The 17,033-nt window shown below is 59.1% G+C and carries 13 protein-coding genes and 1 tRNA gene; 5 read left to right on the top strand and 9 right to left on the bottom strand.

The window, feature by feature from the left end:
* Positions 1-294 precede the first annotated feature (294 nt).
* Positions 295-2,523, bottom strand: coding sequence for an NADP-dependent isocitrate dehydrogenase (locus SLH49_RS05855; protein WP_320268206.1), 2,229 nt, complete (start codon positions 2,521-2,523; stop codon positions 295-297).
* 235 nt (positions 2,524-2,758) lie between these two features.
* Here SLH49_RS05855 and SLH49_RS05850 point away from each other — a divergent pair, with 235 nt between their 5' ends.
* Positions 2,759-3,022 carry a DUF1289 domain-containing protein gene (locus tag SLH49_RS05850; RefSeq protein WP_320268524.1) on the top strand — a complete coding sequence of 88 codons (264 nt, stop codon included), beginning with the start codon at positions 2,759-2,761 and terminating at the stop codon, positions 3,020-3,022.
* Positions 3,023-3,029: 7 nt separating this feature from the next.
* Here the strand turns inward: SLH49_RS05850 and SLH49_RS05845 are convergent, their stop codons facing one another.
* From SLH49_RS05845 to SLH49_RS05820, 6 genes are all read right to left on the bottom strand, one after another.
* Complete coding sequence (locus SLH49_RS05845) at positions 3,030-3,500, bottom strand: DNA starvation/stationary phase protection protein (protein WP_320268205.1); 471 nt, start codon at positions 3,498-3,500, stop codon at positions 3,030-3,032.
* 152 nt (positions 3,501-3,652) lie between these two features.
* Positions 3,653-5,749, bottom strand: coding sequence for a S9 family peptidase (locus SLH49_RS05840; protein ID WP_320268204.1), 2,097 nt, complete (start codon positions 5,747-5,749; stop codon positions 3,653-3,655).
* A 258-nt stretch (positions 5,750-6,007) separates the two neighbouring features.
* Positions 6,008-6,643, bottom strand: coding sequence for a hypothetical protein (locus tag SLH49_RS05835; RefSeq protein WP_320268203.1), 636 nt, complete (start codon positions 6,641-6,643; stop codon positions 6,008-6,010).
* 87 nt (positions 6,644-6,730) lie between these two features.
* Positions 6,731-6,816 (bottom strand) — tRNA-Leu (locus SLH49_RS05830).
* A 45-nt stretch (positions 6,817-6,861) separates the two neighbouring features.
* A complete protein-coding gene (locus SLH49_RS05825) occupies positions 6,862-7,401 on the bottom strand; it encodes a hypothetical protein (protein WP_320268202.1) in 540 nt (179 codons plus the stop codon).
* 36 nt (positions 7,402-7,437) lie between these two features.
* A complete protein-coding gene (locus SLH49_RS05820) occupies positions 7,438-7,911 on the bottom strand; it encodes an Lrp/AsnC family transcriptional regulator (RefSeq protein WP_320268201.1) in 474 nt (157 codons plus the stop codon).
* Positions 7,912-8,014: 103 nt separating this feature from the next.
* Between SLH49_RS05820 and putA the strand changes: the two genes are divergently transcribed.
* Complete coding sequence (gene putA / locus SLH49_RS05815; RefSeq protein WP_320268200.1) at positions 8,015-11,473, top strand: bifunctional proline dehydrogenase/L-glutamate gamma-semialdehyde dehydrogenase PutA; 3,459 nt, start codon at positions 8,015-8,017, stop codon at positions 11,471-11,473.
* 32 nt (positions 11,474-11,505) lie between these two features.
* On the top strand, positions 11,506-12,279 hold the full coding sequence (locus tag SLH49_RS05810; protein WP_320268199.1) for a rhomboid family intramembrane serine protease: 774 nt from the start codon (positions 11,506-11,508) through the stop codon (positions 12,277-12,279).
* On the opposite strand, the gene SLH49_RS05805 is transcribed toward SLH49_RS05810, so the two are convergent.
* Positions 12,245-13,033, bottom strand: a complete 789-nt coding sequence (locus SLH49_RS05805; protein WP_320268198.1) for an inositol monophosphatase family protein — start codon at positions 13,031-13,033, stop codon at positions 12,245-12,247. The two genes, SLH49_RS05810 and SLH49_RS05805, sit on opposite strands and share 35 nt — an antisense overlap.
* Positions 13,034-13,206: 173 nt before the next feature.
* On the opposite strand from SLH49_RS05805, the gene SLH49_RS05800 reads away from it, so the two are divergent.
* On the top strand, positions 13,207-15,150 hold the full coding sequence (locus tag SLH49_RS05800; RefSeq protein ID WP_320268197.1) for a putative bifunctional diguanylate cyclase/phosphodiesterase: 1,944 nt from the start codon (positions 13,207-13,209) through the stop codon (positions 15,148-15,150).
* Here the strand turns inward: SLH49_RS05800 and SLH49_RS05795 are convergent.
* Positions 15,147-16,052, bottom strand: coding sequence for a LysR family transcriptional regulator (locus tag SLH49_RS05795; protein WP_320268196.1), 906 nt, complete (start codon positions 16,050-16,052; stop codon positions 15,147-15,149). The genes SLH49_RS05800 and SLH49_RS05795 overlap by 4 nt on opposite strands.
* Before the next feature lie 91 nt (positions 16,053-16,143).
* Between SLH49_RS05795 and metF the strand changes: the two genes are divergently transcribed.
* Complete coding sequence (metF, locus tag SLH49_RS05790) at positions 16,144-17,010, top strand: methylenetetrahydrofolate reductase [NAD(P)H] (protein WP_320268195.1); 867 nt, start codon at positions 16,144-16,146, stop codon at positions 17,008-17,010.
* The last annotated feature ends 23 nt before the right edge of the window (positions 17,011-17,033 follow it).

The following is a 17,033-nucleotide window of genomic DNA, read 5'->3' as shown; positions in this document are numbered from 1 at the left end:
TTTAACGCAGCAGCCAGCAAGTTCCGCCGCGAGAAGTGACGATTTATGAATTTGAAGCGCAGAGCGCGAGCTAGGTGGCAAAACCACATCTTCGCCCTGCGATCCACGCGAGTTCATTTGCATTATCGCGCCGTCCGAATTGTAGAGGCTTGCTGGCGCACTTAGTGCCTTTTGCAGGGTTCCATTTGCCCTGGTCCATGCGCACTACTGCGCAGCTTGCAGATATCGCGGCGACGTCGCCGGAAGGGAGATACGCCGGGGCAACCTTTCTTGGCTGCCCCAGCCGACGTGCGCTCAGCCGTCCATCAGGCCATTCAACGTTGAAGATGGGCGCATGATACTGGCCGTTTTCGCGTCCGATGTGTTGTAGTAACCACCGAGATCGACAGCGTTCCCGCGTGCCGATGACAATTCCGCAAGGATCGCGGCCTCGTTCGCCTTTAGCGCCTCAGAGAGGTCTTTGAACTTTGCCGCAATCTCGGCATTGGCGGTTTGGGTGGCGAGCGCCTCGGCCCAATACCGCGCGAACCAGAAATGGCTGTCGCGGTTGTCGGGCTGGCCGACCTTGCGCTGGGGAGAGCGGCCTTCGGTCAAAAGACGCTCGGTCGCGGTATCTACGGCATCGCCCAGCACGGCGGCGACCGCGTTGGATTGGGCTGCGGCGAGGAAACGCAGCGCCTCGCCCAAGGCGCAGAACTCGCCTAGCGAGTCCCAGCGCAGGTGGTTTTCTTCGACAAGCTGCTCGACGTGCTTGGGGGCAGAGCCGCCGGCGCCGGTTTCGAACAAGCCCCCACCCTGCATCAGTTTGACGACCGAAAGCATCTTGGCCGATGTGCCGACCTCCAGGATCGGGAAGAGGTCCGTCAGGTAATCGCGCAGCACGTTGCCGGTGACGGCGATTGTGTTCTCGCCTTTGTAGATGGTTTCAAAGGATGCGGTAGTCGCGGCTTCGGGGGCCATGATCCGCACCTTGTCGGCCACACCGGCTGCGGTCAGCGCCGGTTCGACATATTTCAAAAGCTCCGCATCATGGGCGCGGCTGCGGTCGAGCCAGAAGATCGTGTCGTAGCCGGTGGTCGCCATCCGGTCGAGCGCGAGGCCGATCCAGTTTTCAATCGGTGCCTTTCTGGTGGAAGCCATGCGCCAGATGTCACCGGCGGTGACGGCGTGTTCATGCAGCACATCGCCATTCGCGGCCACAACACGCACCACCCCATCAGCGGGGATTTCAAAGGTGGTCGGGTGTGAGCCATATTCCTCGGCCTTTTGTGCCATCAGGCCGACATTCTGCACGGTGCCAGAGGTGACGGGGTCAAGCGCGCCATTGGCTTTGCAGAACTTCACGGCGGCATCATAGACGGGCGCGTAAGAGCTGTCGGGGATGACGCAATTCGTGTCATCTTCGTTTCCGTCAGGGCCCCAGCCCTTGCCACCCGCCCGGATCACGGCGGGCATGGAGGCATCGATGATCACGTCTGAGGGGACATGCAGGTTGGTGATGCCCCGGTCCGAATTAACCATGTAAAGCGGCGGGCGTTCGGCGAGGAGCGCGTCAATCTCGGCGCGGATTTCGGCCCCGTTTGGCAGGGCGTCGATGGCGTCAAAAAGCGTGCCAAAACCGCCGTTTGGGTTGATCCCGGCTTTGTCGAAGGCCGGGCCGTGTTTTGCGAAGACGGTTGCAAGATAGGCGCGCACCGCGTGGCCAAAGATGATCGGGTCGGACACCTTCATCATCGTGGCCTTCATGTGCAGCGAGAAAAGCGTGCCATCGGCGAGCGTGTCTGCGATCTGGTCCTGATAGAACTGCTGAAGGGCGGCGACCGACATGAAGGTGGCGTCCACGATCGTGCCTTCGGGCATGCTGAGCCCGTCTTTGAGCGTTGTGACGCTGCCGTCAGCGGCTGTGTGCGTGATCTTGATCGGGCCTGCGGCCTGTGCGGCGCTCAGCGTGACGGATGTCTCGTTTGAGCGGAAATCATTCGCGCCCATGGTTGAGACTTTGGTCTTGCTGTCGGGTGACCAGGCGCCCATGCGGTGGGGGTTGGCCTTGGCATAGGCCTTGACGGAGGATGGCGCGCGGCGGTCGGAATTGCCTTCGCGCAGCACCGGGTTCACCGCAGAGCCTTTGATCGCGTCATAGCGCGCGCGGGCGTCTTTCTCAGCATCCGATTGCGGATCGGCGGGGTAATCGGGGATGTCATATCCCTGCCCCTGCAATTCGGTGATCGCTTCGACCAGTTGGGGCACGGAGGCCGAGATGTTGGGCAGTTTGATCACATTGGCCTGCGGTTCCTTCACCAGATGCCCCAGCTCGGCCAAATCATCAGAGATTTTCTGTTCTGCTGTCAGCTTTTCGGGGAAGGCCGCCAGGATCCGCCCGGCGAGCGAGATGTCACGAGTACCAACCGAGATATCCAGGGCCGACAGGAACCGCTTGATAATTGGCAAGAGCGAGGCCGCGGCAAGCTGCGGTGCCTCATCGGTTTTGGTGTAGATGATGTCGGGTGTGGTCTGGTCTGACATGGACATGTCCTTTGGCTGATCGTCTGAATTCGTGGCGATGGGCCTTCATGCAATACCATAAGCGACCCACCAGCGCTTGATCCAGATCACTAGAAGATCAGCGCGCAAAGGGGAATAGGTCAGATGCATTTTCTGCATACAAATGTGTACAATGGACATTTTGTAGCAGATTTTCGGGATTACCTTGAAAACTGACAAATTCTATCAGAAATATGATGTGTCAAGCGGAGTGACTATGAGCAAAACCCCGAATCCCTGCATCGATGTTTGCAAATACAAACGTGGCGGCCATTGCATTGGCTGCTCGATGACCAAGGCGCAGAAGGCGGCGTTCAAGGCGCTCAAGAAAGACAGCCAGCGCGAAGGCTTCGTGCAGATGCTGATCGCGCAGCAGCAGATTATGGGCAAATATAGCGGCTGGGCGGCGGCCTATGCCAAGAAGTGCAAGAAAAAAGGCGCAAAAGCGCCTTTTGATCAAGTTACCAAGAAAATCGCTTAAGGATCGCCTAGCGCAGATGCGAGCGTAGCATCCACGCAAACTTTTCATGGGTTTGCCCGCGCGCGATGCACAAATCCTCGGTCAGCGTATCGCCATGTGAGGCGGCGAGTTCGCCGCAGCCCGCCAGCGTTGTCGCCAGCGTTTCCTGTGCGTCCAGCATCGCCTTGATCATGTCGGTGTCGCTTGCATGTCCATCATGTTCGGACACTTTGGAGCGTTTGAGCATGCCCGCGAGCATCCCTTCCGCATGGGCATCAAGCGCCTTGATGCGTTCGGCCAGATCGTCTTGCGCGGTAAAGTGATCTTCGTAGATCGTCTGGAACAATTCGTGCAGCGGGCCAAAGGCCATGCCGGTGACATTCCAGTGGAAGTTTTGCGCCAGCATCGTTGTCACCGCCGTCTCGGCGACCGACTGGTTCAGCGCCTCGGCAATTGCCGTTCTGGCATCGGTGTTGAGTGCATTTGCTGTTTGGGTCATGTCCAAATCTCTCTGTCTCTCTGGTGTGGTGCTGGCTGGCTTCCGCTTGCTTGCTGTTCACAAGATAACTTCAGGTCAGCGCGGGACAAGAGAGTCTTTAGAATTATTCTAAAATAATGCGCATCGGCCGGCAATCCTCCGCAGCAGTGGTGTCAAACAAGCCCTACTGCCTTCAAGGCGAACGCATATGACCGCGCCGAATCCTCAAGCATCGCGAACCGTCCGGACTTGCCAAAATGGCCTGATGACATGTTGGTCTTAATCATCAGGATGTTTTCATCGGTCTTGGTCACCCGCAGCTTGGCCACCCATTTGGCAGGTTCCCAATAGGTCACGCGCGGGTCCGAAACACCTGCCGTGACCAGCATCGGCGGGTAATCCTGCGCCGTGACATTGTCATAAGGCGAATAGCAACGGATATCGTCGAAAGCCTGCCGGCTTTCGATCGGATTACCCCATTGCGACCATTCGCCGGGGGTCAAAGGCAGGGTTTCATCGAGGATGGTGTTGAGCACATCGACGAAGGGCACGTCTGCGATCACACCGGCAAGCAGGTCGGGGCGCATGTTGACCACCGCGCCTACCAAAAGCCCCCCGGCAGAGCCACCCTGGATCACGATCTGACCGGCATTGGTGTAACCGCCTTTGATCAGGGCCTCACCAGCCGCGATGAAATCATGGAACGTGTTGACCTTCTTGCCGAATTTCGCGTCCTCATACCACGCGCGGCCCTTTTCTTCGCCACCGCGAATATGGGCGATGACATAGACAAAGCCACGATCCACCAGCGACAGGCGGTTGCTGGAGAACGAGGCCGGCATGCTCGCCCCGTAAGAGCCATAGCCGTAAAGCAGGCAAGGGGCAGAACCGTCGAGAGCGGTGTCCTTGTGATACAGGATCGTCACCGGCACCTCTGCCCCGTCATGGGAGGGCGCGGTGATGCGGCGGGTCACATAATCTGCGGGATCATGGCCTGAGGGGATTTCGGTCGTTTTGCGCAAGGTCCGGCTTTCGTCAGACAGGTCGAAATCAAAGATCTGCGGCGGTGTCGTCGGTGACGTATAGGTAAAACGCAGCAGATCGGTTTCGTATTCGGGGCTGGGCTGCAGGCCGAGGGCAAAAGCCTCTTCATCGAACGTGATCTCCTGCCCCTCCGCCAGGGGCGTGCCGGTGCGGGCATAACGGATGCGCGGCAGGGCGTCCTGACGCTCCATCCAGATTGTCCAATCGGCGTAAGTGGCCACATCGATGACCATACGCCCCGCCTCATGGGGCAACACATCGGTCCAGTTGGCGCGGGATGGGGCCGCGACCGGGGTGGTCATGATCTTGAAATCGAGCGCGTCGTCGGCATTGGTCAGGATCAGGAATTGATCGCCCTGATGATCGATCTGATACTCCATGCCCGTCGTGCGGGGTTCGATCACCGCCGGCGCGGTCTCTGGTGCGGCGGTGGGGATCACCCAGACCTCGGTTTCGTCATTCATGCCGGTATAGATCGCGATGAAGGCGCCAGAGCGCATGCGGGTCACGCTGACATAATAGCGTTGGTCGGTTTCTTCATAAACCAGCACATCCTCGGCCGGGTCGCTGCCAAGCTGGTGGCGGAAAACCTTGTTCGGGCGGTGGTTTTCATCAACGCGAACATAGAAAAATGTCTGCGCATCGGCCCATGCGATTGATCCGACATCGGCGATGGTCTGGGCGGCGTCCTGCCCGGTTTCGGCGTTGCGGAAGCGCAGCGTGTAGTATTCCGCGCCGCTTGTATCGGCGCTCCATGCCATGATGTTATGATCGGGTGACATGGCCGTGCCGCCCAGCACGAAATAGTCGTGAGCCGCCGCCTCTTTATTCACGTCAAGCAGGATGGTTTCATCGCCGCCATCGCGCGGGGTGCGTGTGATGAGCGGATGCTCGGCCCCTTCGGTATAGCGGCGGGCATAAGCAAAGGGGCCGTCTTTCATCGGCACGCTGCTGTCGTCTTCCTTGATGCGTCCGCGCATCTCGGCCACAAGCGTCTCTTGCAGTTCTTCGGTACCGGCCATCGCCCGTGCGTAGTAAGCGTTTTCGGCCTGCAGATAGGCCTTGATGTCGTCGGGCAGCAGGTCCGGTTCGCGCATTGCCTCTTGCCAGTTATCGGCGCGCAACCACGCGTAATCGTCGTGCAGGGTCACGCCGTGGAACTCGGCGGTGGTCGGGCGTCTTTCGGCCATCGGCGCATCGGGCAAGGCAGGAAAATGGGATGTCATGTCAGGCTCCAATACGCCGGTTTTGGGGTGGTACCCGCAGCCAGAATCCTAGTCTGCTTTCTGTCATGGGTTGCATAGCCAATGCGTAAGTCTTGGGCACTGGGATAATAGACTTCTATCCGTTCACTTCCAGTCGGCATATCGGACAAATCAATAATCATACCAAACTTCATACTCACGAGATGTGGCAGCCGACCGAGCGCCTTTGTCCAAGTTGCATTCCGAACAAGTCAGTTGAAGGTTCGTAACACAGTTCATTCAACCAAGGTCCAACGGGATAATGTGATCATAGTGAACCTGTGACTGCTGGCTGAATAATCTGGTTAGGTCCTTTTGGCAGAGAACGCACCTGCCCTTGTCTCTGTGAAAAACCGCGCTTTTTGCCCATAATGGGACAGAAACTCTGTTGAGATGGCCTGAGCCGTTGAAGGCATCAGAAGCAAACGCAGAAGCCGTGTGAAGGACATAGTAGCTCACCATGTGCCCAAACGCCGACATTGTCCCACGGTTTGAAAACAAGACGTGGAAGACCTGTTTCGAAACCGTCTCGCAAAGTTGAGAGATCAAGTCCTCCTGCTGGAGGGCTTCAAGGTATTCGTAACCGTCGTTTCGTCCGAAATCGGAAGAGTTAACTGGTTGAGCGCTTATGCCGTTCGAACGAAGCAGATAATCAACCCAGTATCGCCCAGGCACGTTTTTGAACTTCTCGGCGTCTTCAAAAATGACGCTTGAGATCAGTTCCTCCACGAAAATGTGGAAGCACGTCCACTTAGGGTAAGCCCTGACTAGGCTTGACGAGGCCATATCTCCGAAAATGTCCTCTACGTTTCGCAGGTATGCACCCGGTTCCCGCGTTACGCCGTCCACCATTTGGCAGACGTAGTAGAGGTCCACCGTCGGCACACTTTGTAGCTGCGATACCAAGGTGCAGAACCCCTACCAGCCGGATGCCGAACACGCTAGGCCGACAAATCTGAAATTTGGTACCCGCGGCCGGACTCGAACCGGCACGGCCTTTCGGCCAAGAGATTTTAAGTCTCCGATGTCTACCATTCCACCACGCGGGCACGTCGGTATTCCTATGCCGTGGAACGCGCGGCGGCAAGCAGTGATCAGATGTCTTCCCCAAGGGGGCGGGTCAGAAGCGCCCGCTCACCCAGCCAAGGGTTCAGCGCAAGGGCTTCGCGCAGGGCAACCTGCGCGTCGTCCTGACGGCCAAGCCCCATCAGCGTGAGCGCCTTGCCGGACAGCGCGCCGATATGGCGAGGGTTGATTTCGAGCGTGCGGTCAAGGTCCACCAGTGCTGCTGCAAAATCCTGCCGCAGATAGTTGGCAAAGGCGCGCTGGTTATAGCCTTCGGCGTAGTCGGGGCAGTATGCGACCAGTTCATCGAGTACATCGCGCGCGCCCAGAAAATCAAATCCGGCGCGCCGCTGCATGCCTTCATCAAGAAGGTCCTGGGCCCGCGCATCCGGCGCATCGGTCCAGATTTCCCAAAGCTGCGCATTGAGCGGCTGCGCCTCGGCCTCACTTTGTGACCGCGCGAGATCGGCGTAGATCCCCGCCAATTCATCGGACCGATCAGCGACGGGCGGGCAGATTTCGGCGAGGGCGGCGGGGGCAGTGAAGAGCAGCGCGATAAACCATTTCATGGCGTTCAAACTGCGCTTTCGCGCGCGTTGGTCAAGCTAAAGCGGCGCCAGCCCTTCTTCCTTGACCGTCTGCATCGCGACATAGGTCGAGGTATTCGCCACGTTCGGCAGGGTTGAGATTTTCTCAGCCAGAACCGCGCGATAGCCGGGCATGCCCGCCGTTCGGACCTTGAGAAGGTAGTCGAACGCGCCCGCAATCAGGTGGCATTGTTCCACCTCCGGCACCTGGATCACCGCCTTGTTGAACGCGGCGAGCGCGGCCTCGCGCGTGTCGGTCAGCTTCACCTCAACAAAGGCCACGTGATCGCGGCCCAGCCGGATCGGGTCGAACAATGCGGTATAGCCCTGGATGATTCCCTGATCCTCCAGCCGTTTCAGCCGCGCCTGGGTGGGCGATTTTGACAGGCCGATCCGGCGGGCAAGTTCGGTGACGCTGATCCGGCCCTCGACGGCCATAATGTCGAGAATCTTGCGGTCAAAGCCATCAATCTGACGATCCATTTCGCCCATCCACTCCTCCAAATTTAGTCATATTCTTCTGCCATGGACGGGATAGCAGTCAAAATGCCCGCCAACAATCCGCTATTCTGGGAGAAAGTGAAAGGAGCCGTCAATGCCACGCGATGACACCAGCGACCTGCGCGCCCAGATCGATGCCGCCACCTATGCCGATGAATTGGCGGTGGTGCGGGATCTCGTTACGGCGGCCAATCTGTCTCAGGCGGATCGCGCTCGAATCCATGCCCGCGCGACCGATCTTGTTCGTGAAATCCGCGCCAGCGCCGATCCCGGGCTGATGGAGGTATTTCTGGCGGAATATGGCCTCTCCACCGATGAAGGCATCGCGCTGATGTGTCTGGCCGAGGCGCTGTTACGTGTGCCGGATGCGGATACGATCGACGCGCTGATCGAGGACAAGATCGCGCCGTCGAACTGGGGCAAGCATCTGGGTCATTCGGCATCGTCGCTGGTGAATGCCTCGACCTGGGCGCTGATGCTGACCGGCCGTGTGCTGGACGATGACAAGCCCGGAGTGACCGGCGCGCTGCGCGGCGCGATCAAGCGCTTGGGCGAGCCGGTGATCCGGGCCGCCGTCGCGCGTGCAATGCGTGAGATGGGGCGGCAATTCGTGCTGGGTGAAGACATTCACAAGGCCATGAAACGGGCCGAGGGGATGCAGGCGAAGGGCTTTACCTATAGCTACGACATGCTGGGTGAAGCCGCGCAGACGGATGCCGATGCCCGCGGTTATCATCTGGCCTATTCACGCGCGATCAGCGTGATTGCGGATCACTGTGTCCATGACAGTGTGGCTGAGAACCCCGGTATCTCGGTCAAGCTGTCTGCTCTGCATCCCCGCTATGAAGTGGCGCAGAAGGCCCGCGTAATGGAGGAACTGGTGCCGCGCCTGCGCGCGCTGGCGATGCTCGCGAAATCGGCGGGGATGGGGTTTAATGTTGATGCGGAGGAGGCGGACAGGCTGTCACTGTCGCTGGACGTGATCGAAGCGGTTCTGGCCGAGCCTGCCTTGGCCGGGTGGGATGGTTTTGGCGTCGTTGTGCAGGCTTATGGGCAGCGTGCGTCGCTTCTGATCGATTATCTGCATGATCTGGCCACGCGGTTGGACCGCAAGATCATGGTGCGGCTGGTCAAGGGCGCCTATTGGGACGCGGAGATCAAGCGGGCACAGGTCGAAGGCATCGATGGCTTCCCCGTTTTCACGGCCAAGCCGCACACCGACATCAGCTATATCGCGAATGCGCGCAAGCTACTTGGCATGACGGATCGGATTTACCCGCAATTTGCCACGCACAATGCCCATACGGTTGCCGCTATTCTTGACATGGCCGGGCAGATGGGTCGCGCGCCTGATGACTATGAATTCCAGCGCCTGCACGGGATGGGCGAGGTGCTGCATACGCTGGTGCTGCAGTCTGAGCGGACGCATTGCCGCATCTATGCCCCCGTGGGCGCGCATGAGGATTTGCTGGCTTATCTTGTCCGGCGGCTTCTGGAAAACGGCGCGAATTCGAGCTTCGTCAACCAGATTGTCGATGCGGATGTCCCGCCAGAAGTCGTCGCGGCCTGCCCCTTTGACGCGCTGGGTCAGGCACCGCGATTGGCCAAGGGGCCGGATCTGTTCGCGCCTGACCGTGTGAATTCAAAGGGGTGGGATCTGACGCATATCCCAACGCTGCAAGGCATTGAGGACGCGCGCGGACGTTTCGCGACAAGTGCGTGGCAGGGTGCGCCGATCCTTGCGGGCAACGTGGACGCAGGCCCGAAACACCCGGTGATCAACCCTGCCAAACCGGACGAGAGCGTGGGGATTGCACAAACCACCATGCCGCAGGACGTGGCGACCGCATTGGATGCAGCGCAACCATGGCAGGCGGACGTGACGGACCGGGCGCGTATCCTCAACGCTGTGGCCGATGCGTATGAGGCGCATGCAGAGGAACTTTTTGCGATCCTCGCCCGTGAGGCTGGCAAGGCCATGCCCGACGTGGTGGCCGAATTACGTGAGGCGGTGGATTTTCTGCGGTATTACGCGACGCAGGCCACGCCAGAGCAGCGCCCGCGCGGCATCTGGACCTGCATCAGCCCGTGGAATTTTCCGCTGGCGATCTTTACCGGGCAGATCGCGGCGGCGCTGGCTGCCGGCAATGCGGTGCTTGCCAAACCGGCCGAGCAGACGCCATTGATCGCCACACGAGCCGTGGAACTGATGCATGGCGCAGGCGTGCCGATCACGGCGCTGCAGCTTCTGCCCGGTGGTGGGGAGGTTGGGGCCGCGCTGACCGCCGATGATCGGATCAATGGCGTGGCTTTCACAGGCTCCACCGCCACTGCGCTGAAAATCCGCGCGAATATGGCCCGGCATTGCAGGCCTGGCACGCCGCTGATTGCCGAAACCGGCGGGCTGAACGCGATGATCGTCGACAGCACCGCCCTGCCCGAACACGCTGTGCGCGATATCATCAACGGGGCTTTCCGCTCTGCCGGGCAGCGCTGTTCGGCTTTGCGTTGCCTTTATGTGCAGGAGGATATTGCCGAAAACCTGTTGGAGATGCTGAAAGGTGCGATGGATGAATTGACGGTCGGCGACCCCTGGCACCTCTCCACCGATCTGGGGCCGGTCATTGACGCCACAGCCCATGAGACAATCGCCGATCATATTGCCGCAGCGCGTGCCGACGGGCGGATCATTCATCAGATTACAGCACCGGCAACGGGCCACTTCATCGCACCCACAGCAATCCGCGTGGAGAGTATCGCGGATATGACGCGCGAGATTTTCGGCCCCGTCCTGCATGTGGCGACGTTCAAAGGCGATGCGCTGGATCAGGTCATCGCTGACATCAACGCCACGGGCTATGGGCTGACATTTGGCCTGCATACGCGGATCGATGACCGCGTGCAGACGATTGTGGAGAGCATTGACGCGGGCAATATCTACGTCAATCGCGACCAGATCGGCGCGATTGTGGGCAGCCAACCCTTTGGTGGTGAAGGGCTTTCCGGAACCGGGCCCAAGGCGGGTGGCCCGCATTACCTGCCGCGCTTTACCGCAAACCCCGCACCCGCCGCCGCTGGCCATTGGGCGGGCGCCGCCAATCTCAGGGCATTGCAGGAGCGGCTGGAGAATGCCGCTTCACCGCCCCCACCACCGCCAAATGACCTGCCGGGGCCAACGGGTGAGTCCAACCGGCACAGCCTACGTCCGCGCGGCCCGATCCTTTGCATGGGACCCGGAGCGCAGGCCGCACAAGATCAAGTGAAGGCCGTCGGTGAACTTGGCGGTATCGGTATCAGCGCGGAGGGTGATCTGCCCTCTGAACACGTGGCCTATCTCGCCTCCCTCGCCGGTATCCTGTGGTGGGGTGATGAAGAGATGGCGCGCGCCATCGAAGCCGCGCTCAGCCAGCGCGCGGGGCCGATTATGCCGTTGATCACCGGCCTGCCCGACACGGCCCATGTCATGCTGGAAAGACACGTCTGCATCGACACGACGGCGGCAGGCGGCAATGCGGCCCTGTTGGCTGAGGTTGCGGGTGCCGCAATGACTTGACCCCTGCCCCCACATACACGACGGTCGCGCCCATGTTTCCGATCCGAGATCATAACCCGTCTGAACGTGTGCCTTACGTGACGCTGGCGTTGATTGCGATCAACGTCATCGTGTTTGTGTCCGAGATGGCGTTGGTCCAGACCGAAAGGCAGCTTGCGCAATACTATTTCGACTACGCACTGATCCCCGCGCGACTGGCGGAGGGCGAGAATTATGCCGCGCTTGTGACGTCGGTCTTTCTACATGGCGGGTTTATGCATCTGGCCGGTAACATGCTGTTTTTATGGATTTTTGGCGACAACATGGAAGATGAGATGGGGCATGTCCCTTTCCTCATCTTCTATCTGGCCTGCGGCGTCCTGGCGAGCCTTGCACAATTCGCGGCAGAACCAACTTCCGTCATTCCTATGGTTGGCGCATCGGGTGCGATTGCCGGGGTGATGGGCGGCTACCTGCTGTTGTTCCCCAAGGCGCGGGTGGATATCTTCATCTTCTTCATCGTGTTCTTCCGCATCTTCCCGATCCCGGCCTGGATCATGCTGGGCCTGTGGTTCGGCCTGCAATTGCTGAACGGCGTGACGGCAGATGTCTCAGGCGGCGGTGTCGCCTATTGGGCGCATGCGGGCGGGTTTGTGATCGGGCTTGTCGGCACGTTACCCTTGTGGCTGCGATTGGGCGGCCCCCAATTCTGGACCCGCACCGAAGGGCATCCGCCCCACCCCGAAGCCACCTATGGCCGCAGCAGCATTCCCACAGTGCCGCGCAGCGGCGCTAAGCGTCGCGGATCACCTTGGCAAAAGCGTTGAAAATCGGCTCATTCGCGCAGATGATCGAGCCGGTTTCCATCACGTCAGCATCGGGGTCGAGCGCCTCAACAATACCGCCCGCTTCGCGCACGATGATGATGCCGGCTGCAATGTCCCAGGCATTCAGTCTGCGTTCCCAAAACCCGTCATAACGGCCCGCAGCGACATAGGCCAAATCGAGTGCCGCTGCCCCGAAACGCCGCACACCAGCGGTCGCGGGCAAGAGCCGTGCGAGGTCCTGCAATGCGTCAGGCAAGTGCGCATGGCCGGCAAAGGGCAGACCGGTTGCGAAGATGCTTTCGATCATCCGGTGCCGAGCCGAGACGCGCAGACGGCTTTCGTTCATCCATGCCCCACCGCCCTTCTCGGCATAGAACATCTCGTCTTTCACAGGGTCGTAGATAACGCCCGCGACGATCTGGCCTTTGTGTTCCAACGCGATGGACACTGCCCAGTGCGGCAGGCCGTGCAGGAAATTCGTCGTGCCGTCAAGCGGGTCGACAATCCAGCGGCGCGTCGGGTCATCCCCCTCAATCTCGGAACCTTCTTCGCCCAGAAACCCGTAAGACGGGCGCGCATGCATCAGGTCCTCGCGGATCATCGCCTCTGCCGCCTTGTCAGCGCGGCTGACAAAATCACCGGGGCCTTTGGCGCTGACCTGCAGGTTCTCAACCTCGCCAAAATCCTTGACCAGCGCCCGGCCCGCCTTGCGCGCGGTTTTCATCATCACGTTCAGATTAGCACTGCCAGCCATTTTGGGGGTCTCCGTATCGGGATCAGGGGCGGCGTATAGGGGGAAGAGCGCGTTGGAACAAGGGGGTAACTGCACCTTAACCAACACCTCCGGACTATTCCTGGCTTAACGAGTTGTTGGTGTGATTTCGTCATAAGCAGCGCAGGAGGCTAAACGGCTGAATGCGTCGCCATATGATTGATCATTTTCTGCACCAGACGCAGATCGCGGGCCACATTTCGGGCCGCGATATTGCGAAGCGTGTGGCAACTGCCGGGCTGATCACGGGTATCTGTGTCTTTGCGGGATTCACGACGCAGGCGATGGCCGCCATGGCCTGCATCATCGCACTGGAAATCATCGCATATCCCTTGAACAAACGCGCCAGTGAATTCGACAAGCAGCTCAGCCTGTCCACTGCCATCGCCGTCTTTGCCGTCAATTGGGCGGCGATGCTGCCATTCCTGTCCTTCTCACTCATTTTGTCGCAAAGCGAGGCCACGCCCCTTATCCTATGTGGCTATGTCTGGACATTTGGCATCTTCGTGCATGTCACCAATACGTTCGGATTGCTCCCGTTTTATAATTGGAGCCAAATGATCCCCGCATTTGCGACGATTTTCCTGATGCTGTGGATCAAGTCAGAGAGCCCTTCTCATGCAGCGACGGAGATGGAATGGGTCATCGCGGCGGCAACATTTATCGTCTACATCGTCAATACGTCCGACACGATGAACCGGCAAAACGACACACATCAAGCACTGAAGCGTGCACGCGAAGAAGCAAATGCAAGACTCCTAGAATTGGAACGATTGTCGCGGCACGACCCGCTGACCGGGCTGATGAACAGGCGCGCCTTTGACGAACAGGTGGAAAGCCTGATGCGCCAGCATGCAAATCGCCTTGGCGTGACCGTCTTTCTTCTCGATCTGGATGGTTTCAAACCTATTAACGACAGTTACAGCCACACTGCCGGTGACGCGGTCTTGTGTGAAATAGCCGACCGACTGCAACGCTTGGCGGGTAAGGACGCACAAGTTGCCCGGCTGGGCGGCGATGAGTTTGCGATTGTTGCCACCGATATCACATCCAGCAAAAAGGCAACTGCATTTGCGAAACGGATTATCGCCGCCGTTGAAGAGCCGATTCCGTTTGAGCAGAAAAAACTGCAAGTCGGTGTCAGCCTTGGTATCGCAAGGCAGGGGCACGACGCATCAACGCTGGCCGCGCTGATGTCCGGCGCGGATCAGGCGATGTACCTGGCCAAACACGACCCCGATAAACGGATGATGATCTTTGACAAGAGCGCATTTCCCGTGCGCGCCAGTCTGGAAGATCGCAACATTCTCTCCAACGCGATGCGGCTGGGCGAAATCATCCCCTATTACCAGCCCAAAGTTTCCCTCGACACAAATCGCATCATCGGGTTTGAGGCCCTTTCGCGTTGGGAACATCCATCGCGTGGGGTGCTCTCGCCCGCAGAATTTCTGCCGCAGATCAACGAATTGGGTTTGCAGGGTGAGTTCATGATCCACACCGCCGGGCGGGTTCTGGAGGACATTCAGGCATGGACGGCAGAGGGTCTCAACCCGGGACAGATTTCCATCAATGTCTCTGAGGTTACCTTGGCCACTTTGTCGGGGCACAATGATCTTTTGGAGATCATCGACCGCTACCCACATCTGCGCCAGCATCTGACTTTTGAAATTACTGAGGACATCTTTATCGCCCGATCAAGTGATGTGATCCAGCGATCCATTGCAAACTTCCGGTGGTCCGGCGTACGGATTTCGCTGGATGATTTCGGCACGGGCTTCGCATCCTTCCAGCATCTCAAAGACCTCGAGTTTGACGAGTTGAAGCTGGATACCGGCTTTGTCCGCGATCTCGGGATCGATCCAGCAGCGCATGTTCTGGTTCAGGGATTACTGAGCATGGGACAAGGCCTTGGCGTGCAGGTTGTCGCCGAAGGTGTGGAAACACCTGAGCAGCGCAAGACGCTTCGGAAAATGGGATGTCATGTTGTTCAAGGATATCTTTACGGCGGCGCCATGCCGGCATCCGAGGTCATGATCCGCCTGGAAACGGAAGGGTACAACTTCACGATGCGCAGTTCCAAGCGCGACGATGTGGCTTAGGCCCGTTGCAGCTTCACCGCCTCTTGTCGTGCCAGCCGGATCAGATGGGCCATATAGGGCAATGTCGTGTCATTTGCCCGCGTCGCGGCATAAAGACGACGGGTCATGCCACCTTTCGTCAACGGGCGCGTGACATAATCCGAATTGTAATGCACCTGTCGGACCACCCAATCCGGCAAGACCGCGACACCGCGATTTGACGCGACAAGCAGCAGGATTACGGCCGTCAACTCGACCTGTCGTATTGCGGCGGGTTCCACTTTTGCCGGGATCAGAAGTTGTGAGAACACGTCGAGCCGTGCGCGCTCGACCGGATAGGTGATCAATGTCTGATCGCGAAAATCCTCGGCCTCGATCACCTGTTTCCTGGCCAGCGGATGTTGGGCTGCGGCGACAAAAACGGGCTCGTAGTCAAAGAGCGGGGTGAAGTCAGTTTCAGGCAAGTCTTCGGGATCGGACGAGACGACCAGATCCACCTCTTCCTTGTGCAGGGCAGGCAATGCGTCAAAGGCGAGACCGGGCCGGATGTCGACATCGACGTCGGGCCAGGTCTTGCGGAATTGCTCAAGCACCGGAAACAGCCATTCGAAACAGGCGTGGCACTCAATCGCGATATGTAGACGGCCGGCACTGCCCGCGACAATATCCGAAAACTCCGCCTCAAGCGAGGCGACACGCGGCAGGATCTCTTCGGCCGCCGCCAACATCTTCATGCCAGCAGCAGAGAGTTTCAGAGGTTTCGACCGCCTGACAAACAGCTCCACCCCCGCCTGATCCTCGATCCCCTTGATCTGATGGGACAGCGCGGATTGCGTGATATTGAGACTGTCTGCCGCACGCGCCAGCCCACCGGTATCATGAATGGCCTTGATTGTACGCAGATGGCGGAACTCAATATGCATTGTGAGCGGTCCTCATGACCTTCGTGAAGTTTATGAAGTTGCCTCAAGTATCTAAGGCTGCCACACAGCAGAGGCAAGCAAGAGGTGCCCCATGCCGACCCCATCCGTCTCGTTCGAATTTTTTCCGCCCAAGTCGTTGGAGGGATCATTTCGGTTGTGGGATTGCGTGAACACGCTCGCTCCGCTTGAGCCCAACTTTGTTTCGGTTACTTACGGTGCTGGCGGTGCCACTCGCAAACTAACCCATGAAGCCGTCAGCACCATTCACAAAACCAGCGGGCTGAACGTGGCCGCGCATCTGACTTGCGTGGACGCTACAAAGACCGAAACGCTGGCCATCGCGCAAAGTTATGCGGATGCGGGCGTGCGCGACATTGTGGCCCTGCGCGGTGATGCACCGCAGGGAACCGCGAAGTTTACGCCTCATCCTGAAGGTTTCGCCAGTTCTGTGGACCTCATCGCCGCTTTGGCGGAGACCGGGCGGTTCAACATCCGCGTCGGTGCGTATCCTGAAAAGCACCCCGAAGCGGTCGATCAGGCGGCCGATATCGCGTTTCTCAAGCGCAAGATCGATGCCGGCGCCAGCACCGCGATCACGCAGTTTTTCTTTGAGGCCGAGACCTTCTTTCGCTTTCGCGATGCCTGCGTGAAAGCGGGCATTGACGCCCCCATCATCCCCGGCATCCTGCCCATCGAAAACTGGGCCGGCACGCAGAAATTCGCGGCCAGATGCGGCACGCATATCCCGCAGGTGATTTGCGATGGCTTTGCCCATGCGACGCGTGACGGAACGACAGAGCTACTCGCCACCGCCATCGCGACGGAGCTGTGCGATGATCTGATCACCGGTGGGGTTGAGCATTTGCATTTCTACACGCTGAACCGGCCCGAGCTGACGCGCGATGTCTGCCATGCCCTTGGCGTCACACCAAAAGTGCGGTTGCAAAACGTCGCCTGACGGGCGAGCCTCCGGCGGAAATC

The organism is Cognatiyoonia sp. IB215446, assembly GCF_033963825.1.
In the GTDB taxonomy this organism is placed as follows: Bacteria; Pseudomonadota; Alphaproteobacteria; order Rhodobacterales; family Rhodobacteraceae; genus Yoonia.
Note: the sequence above shows the minus strand (reverse complement) of the source record. Positions and strands in the feature narration are given on the sequence as shown.

What these genes read in the sequence shown, in the direction of transcription:
- SLH49_RS05840 (WP_320268204.1), bottom strand. Translation starts at nt 5,749, where the DNA reads ATGACATCCCATTTTCCTGCCTTGCCCGATGCGCCGATGGCCGAAAGA.
- SLH49_RS05800 (WP_320268197.1), top strand. Translation starts at nt 13,207, where the DNA reads ATGATTGATCATTTTCTGCACCAGACGCAGATCGCGGGCCACATTTCG.
- metF (WP_320268195.1), top strand. Translation starts at nt 16,144, where the DNA reads ATGCCGACCCCATCCGTCTCGTTCGAATTTTTTCCGCCCAAGTCGTTG.
- SLH49_RS05795 (WP_320268196.1), bottom strand. Translation starts at nt 16,052, where the DNA reads ATGCATATTGAGTTCCGCCATCTGCGTACAATCAAGGCCATTCATGAT.
- SLH49_RS05855 (WP_320268206.1), bottom strand. Translation starts at nt 2,523, where the DNA reads ATGTCAGACCAGACCACACCCGACATCATCTACACCAAAACCGATGAG.
- SLH49_RS05825 (WP_320268202.1), bottom strand. Translation starts at nt 7,401, where the DNA reads ATGAAATGGTTTATCGCGCTGCTCTTCACTGCCCCCGCCGCCCTCGCC.
- SLH49_RS05845 (WP_320268205.1), bottom strand. Translation starts at nt 3,500, where the DNA reads ATGACCCAAACAGCAAATGCACTCAACACCGATGCCAGAACGGCAATT.
- putA (WP_320268200.1), top strand. Translation starts at nt 8,015, where the DNA reads ATGCCACGCGATGACACCAGCGACCTGCGCGCCCAGATCGATGCCGCC.
- SLH49_RS05810 (WP_320268199.1), top strand. Translation starts at nt 11,506, where the DNA reads ATGTTTCCGATCCGAGATCATAACCCGTCTGAACGTGTGCCTTACGTG.
- SLH49_RS05805 (WP_320268198.1), bottom strand. Translation starts at nt 13,033, where the DNA reads ATGGCTGGCAGTGCTAATCTGAACGTGATGATGAAAACCGCGCGCAAG.
- SLH49_RS05820 (WP_320268201.1), bottom strand. Translation starts at nt 7,911, where the DNA reads ATGGGCGAAATGGATCGTCAGATTGATGGCTTTGACCGCAAGATTCTC.
- SLH49_RS05850 (WP_320268524.1), top strand. Translation starts at nt 2,759, where the DNA reads ATGAGCAAAACCCCGAATCCCTGCATCGATGTTTGCAAATACAAACGT.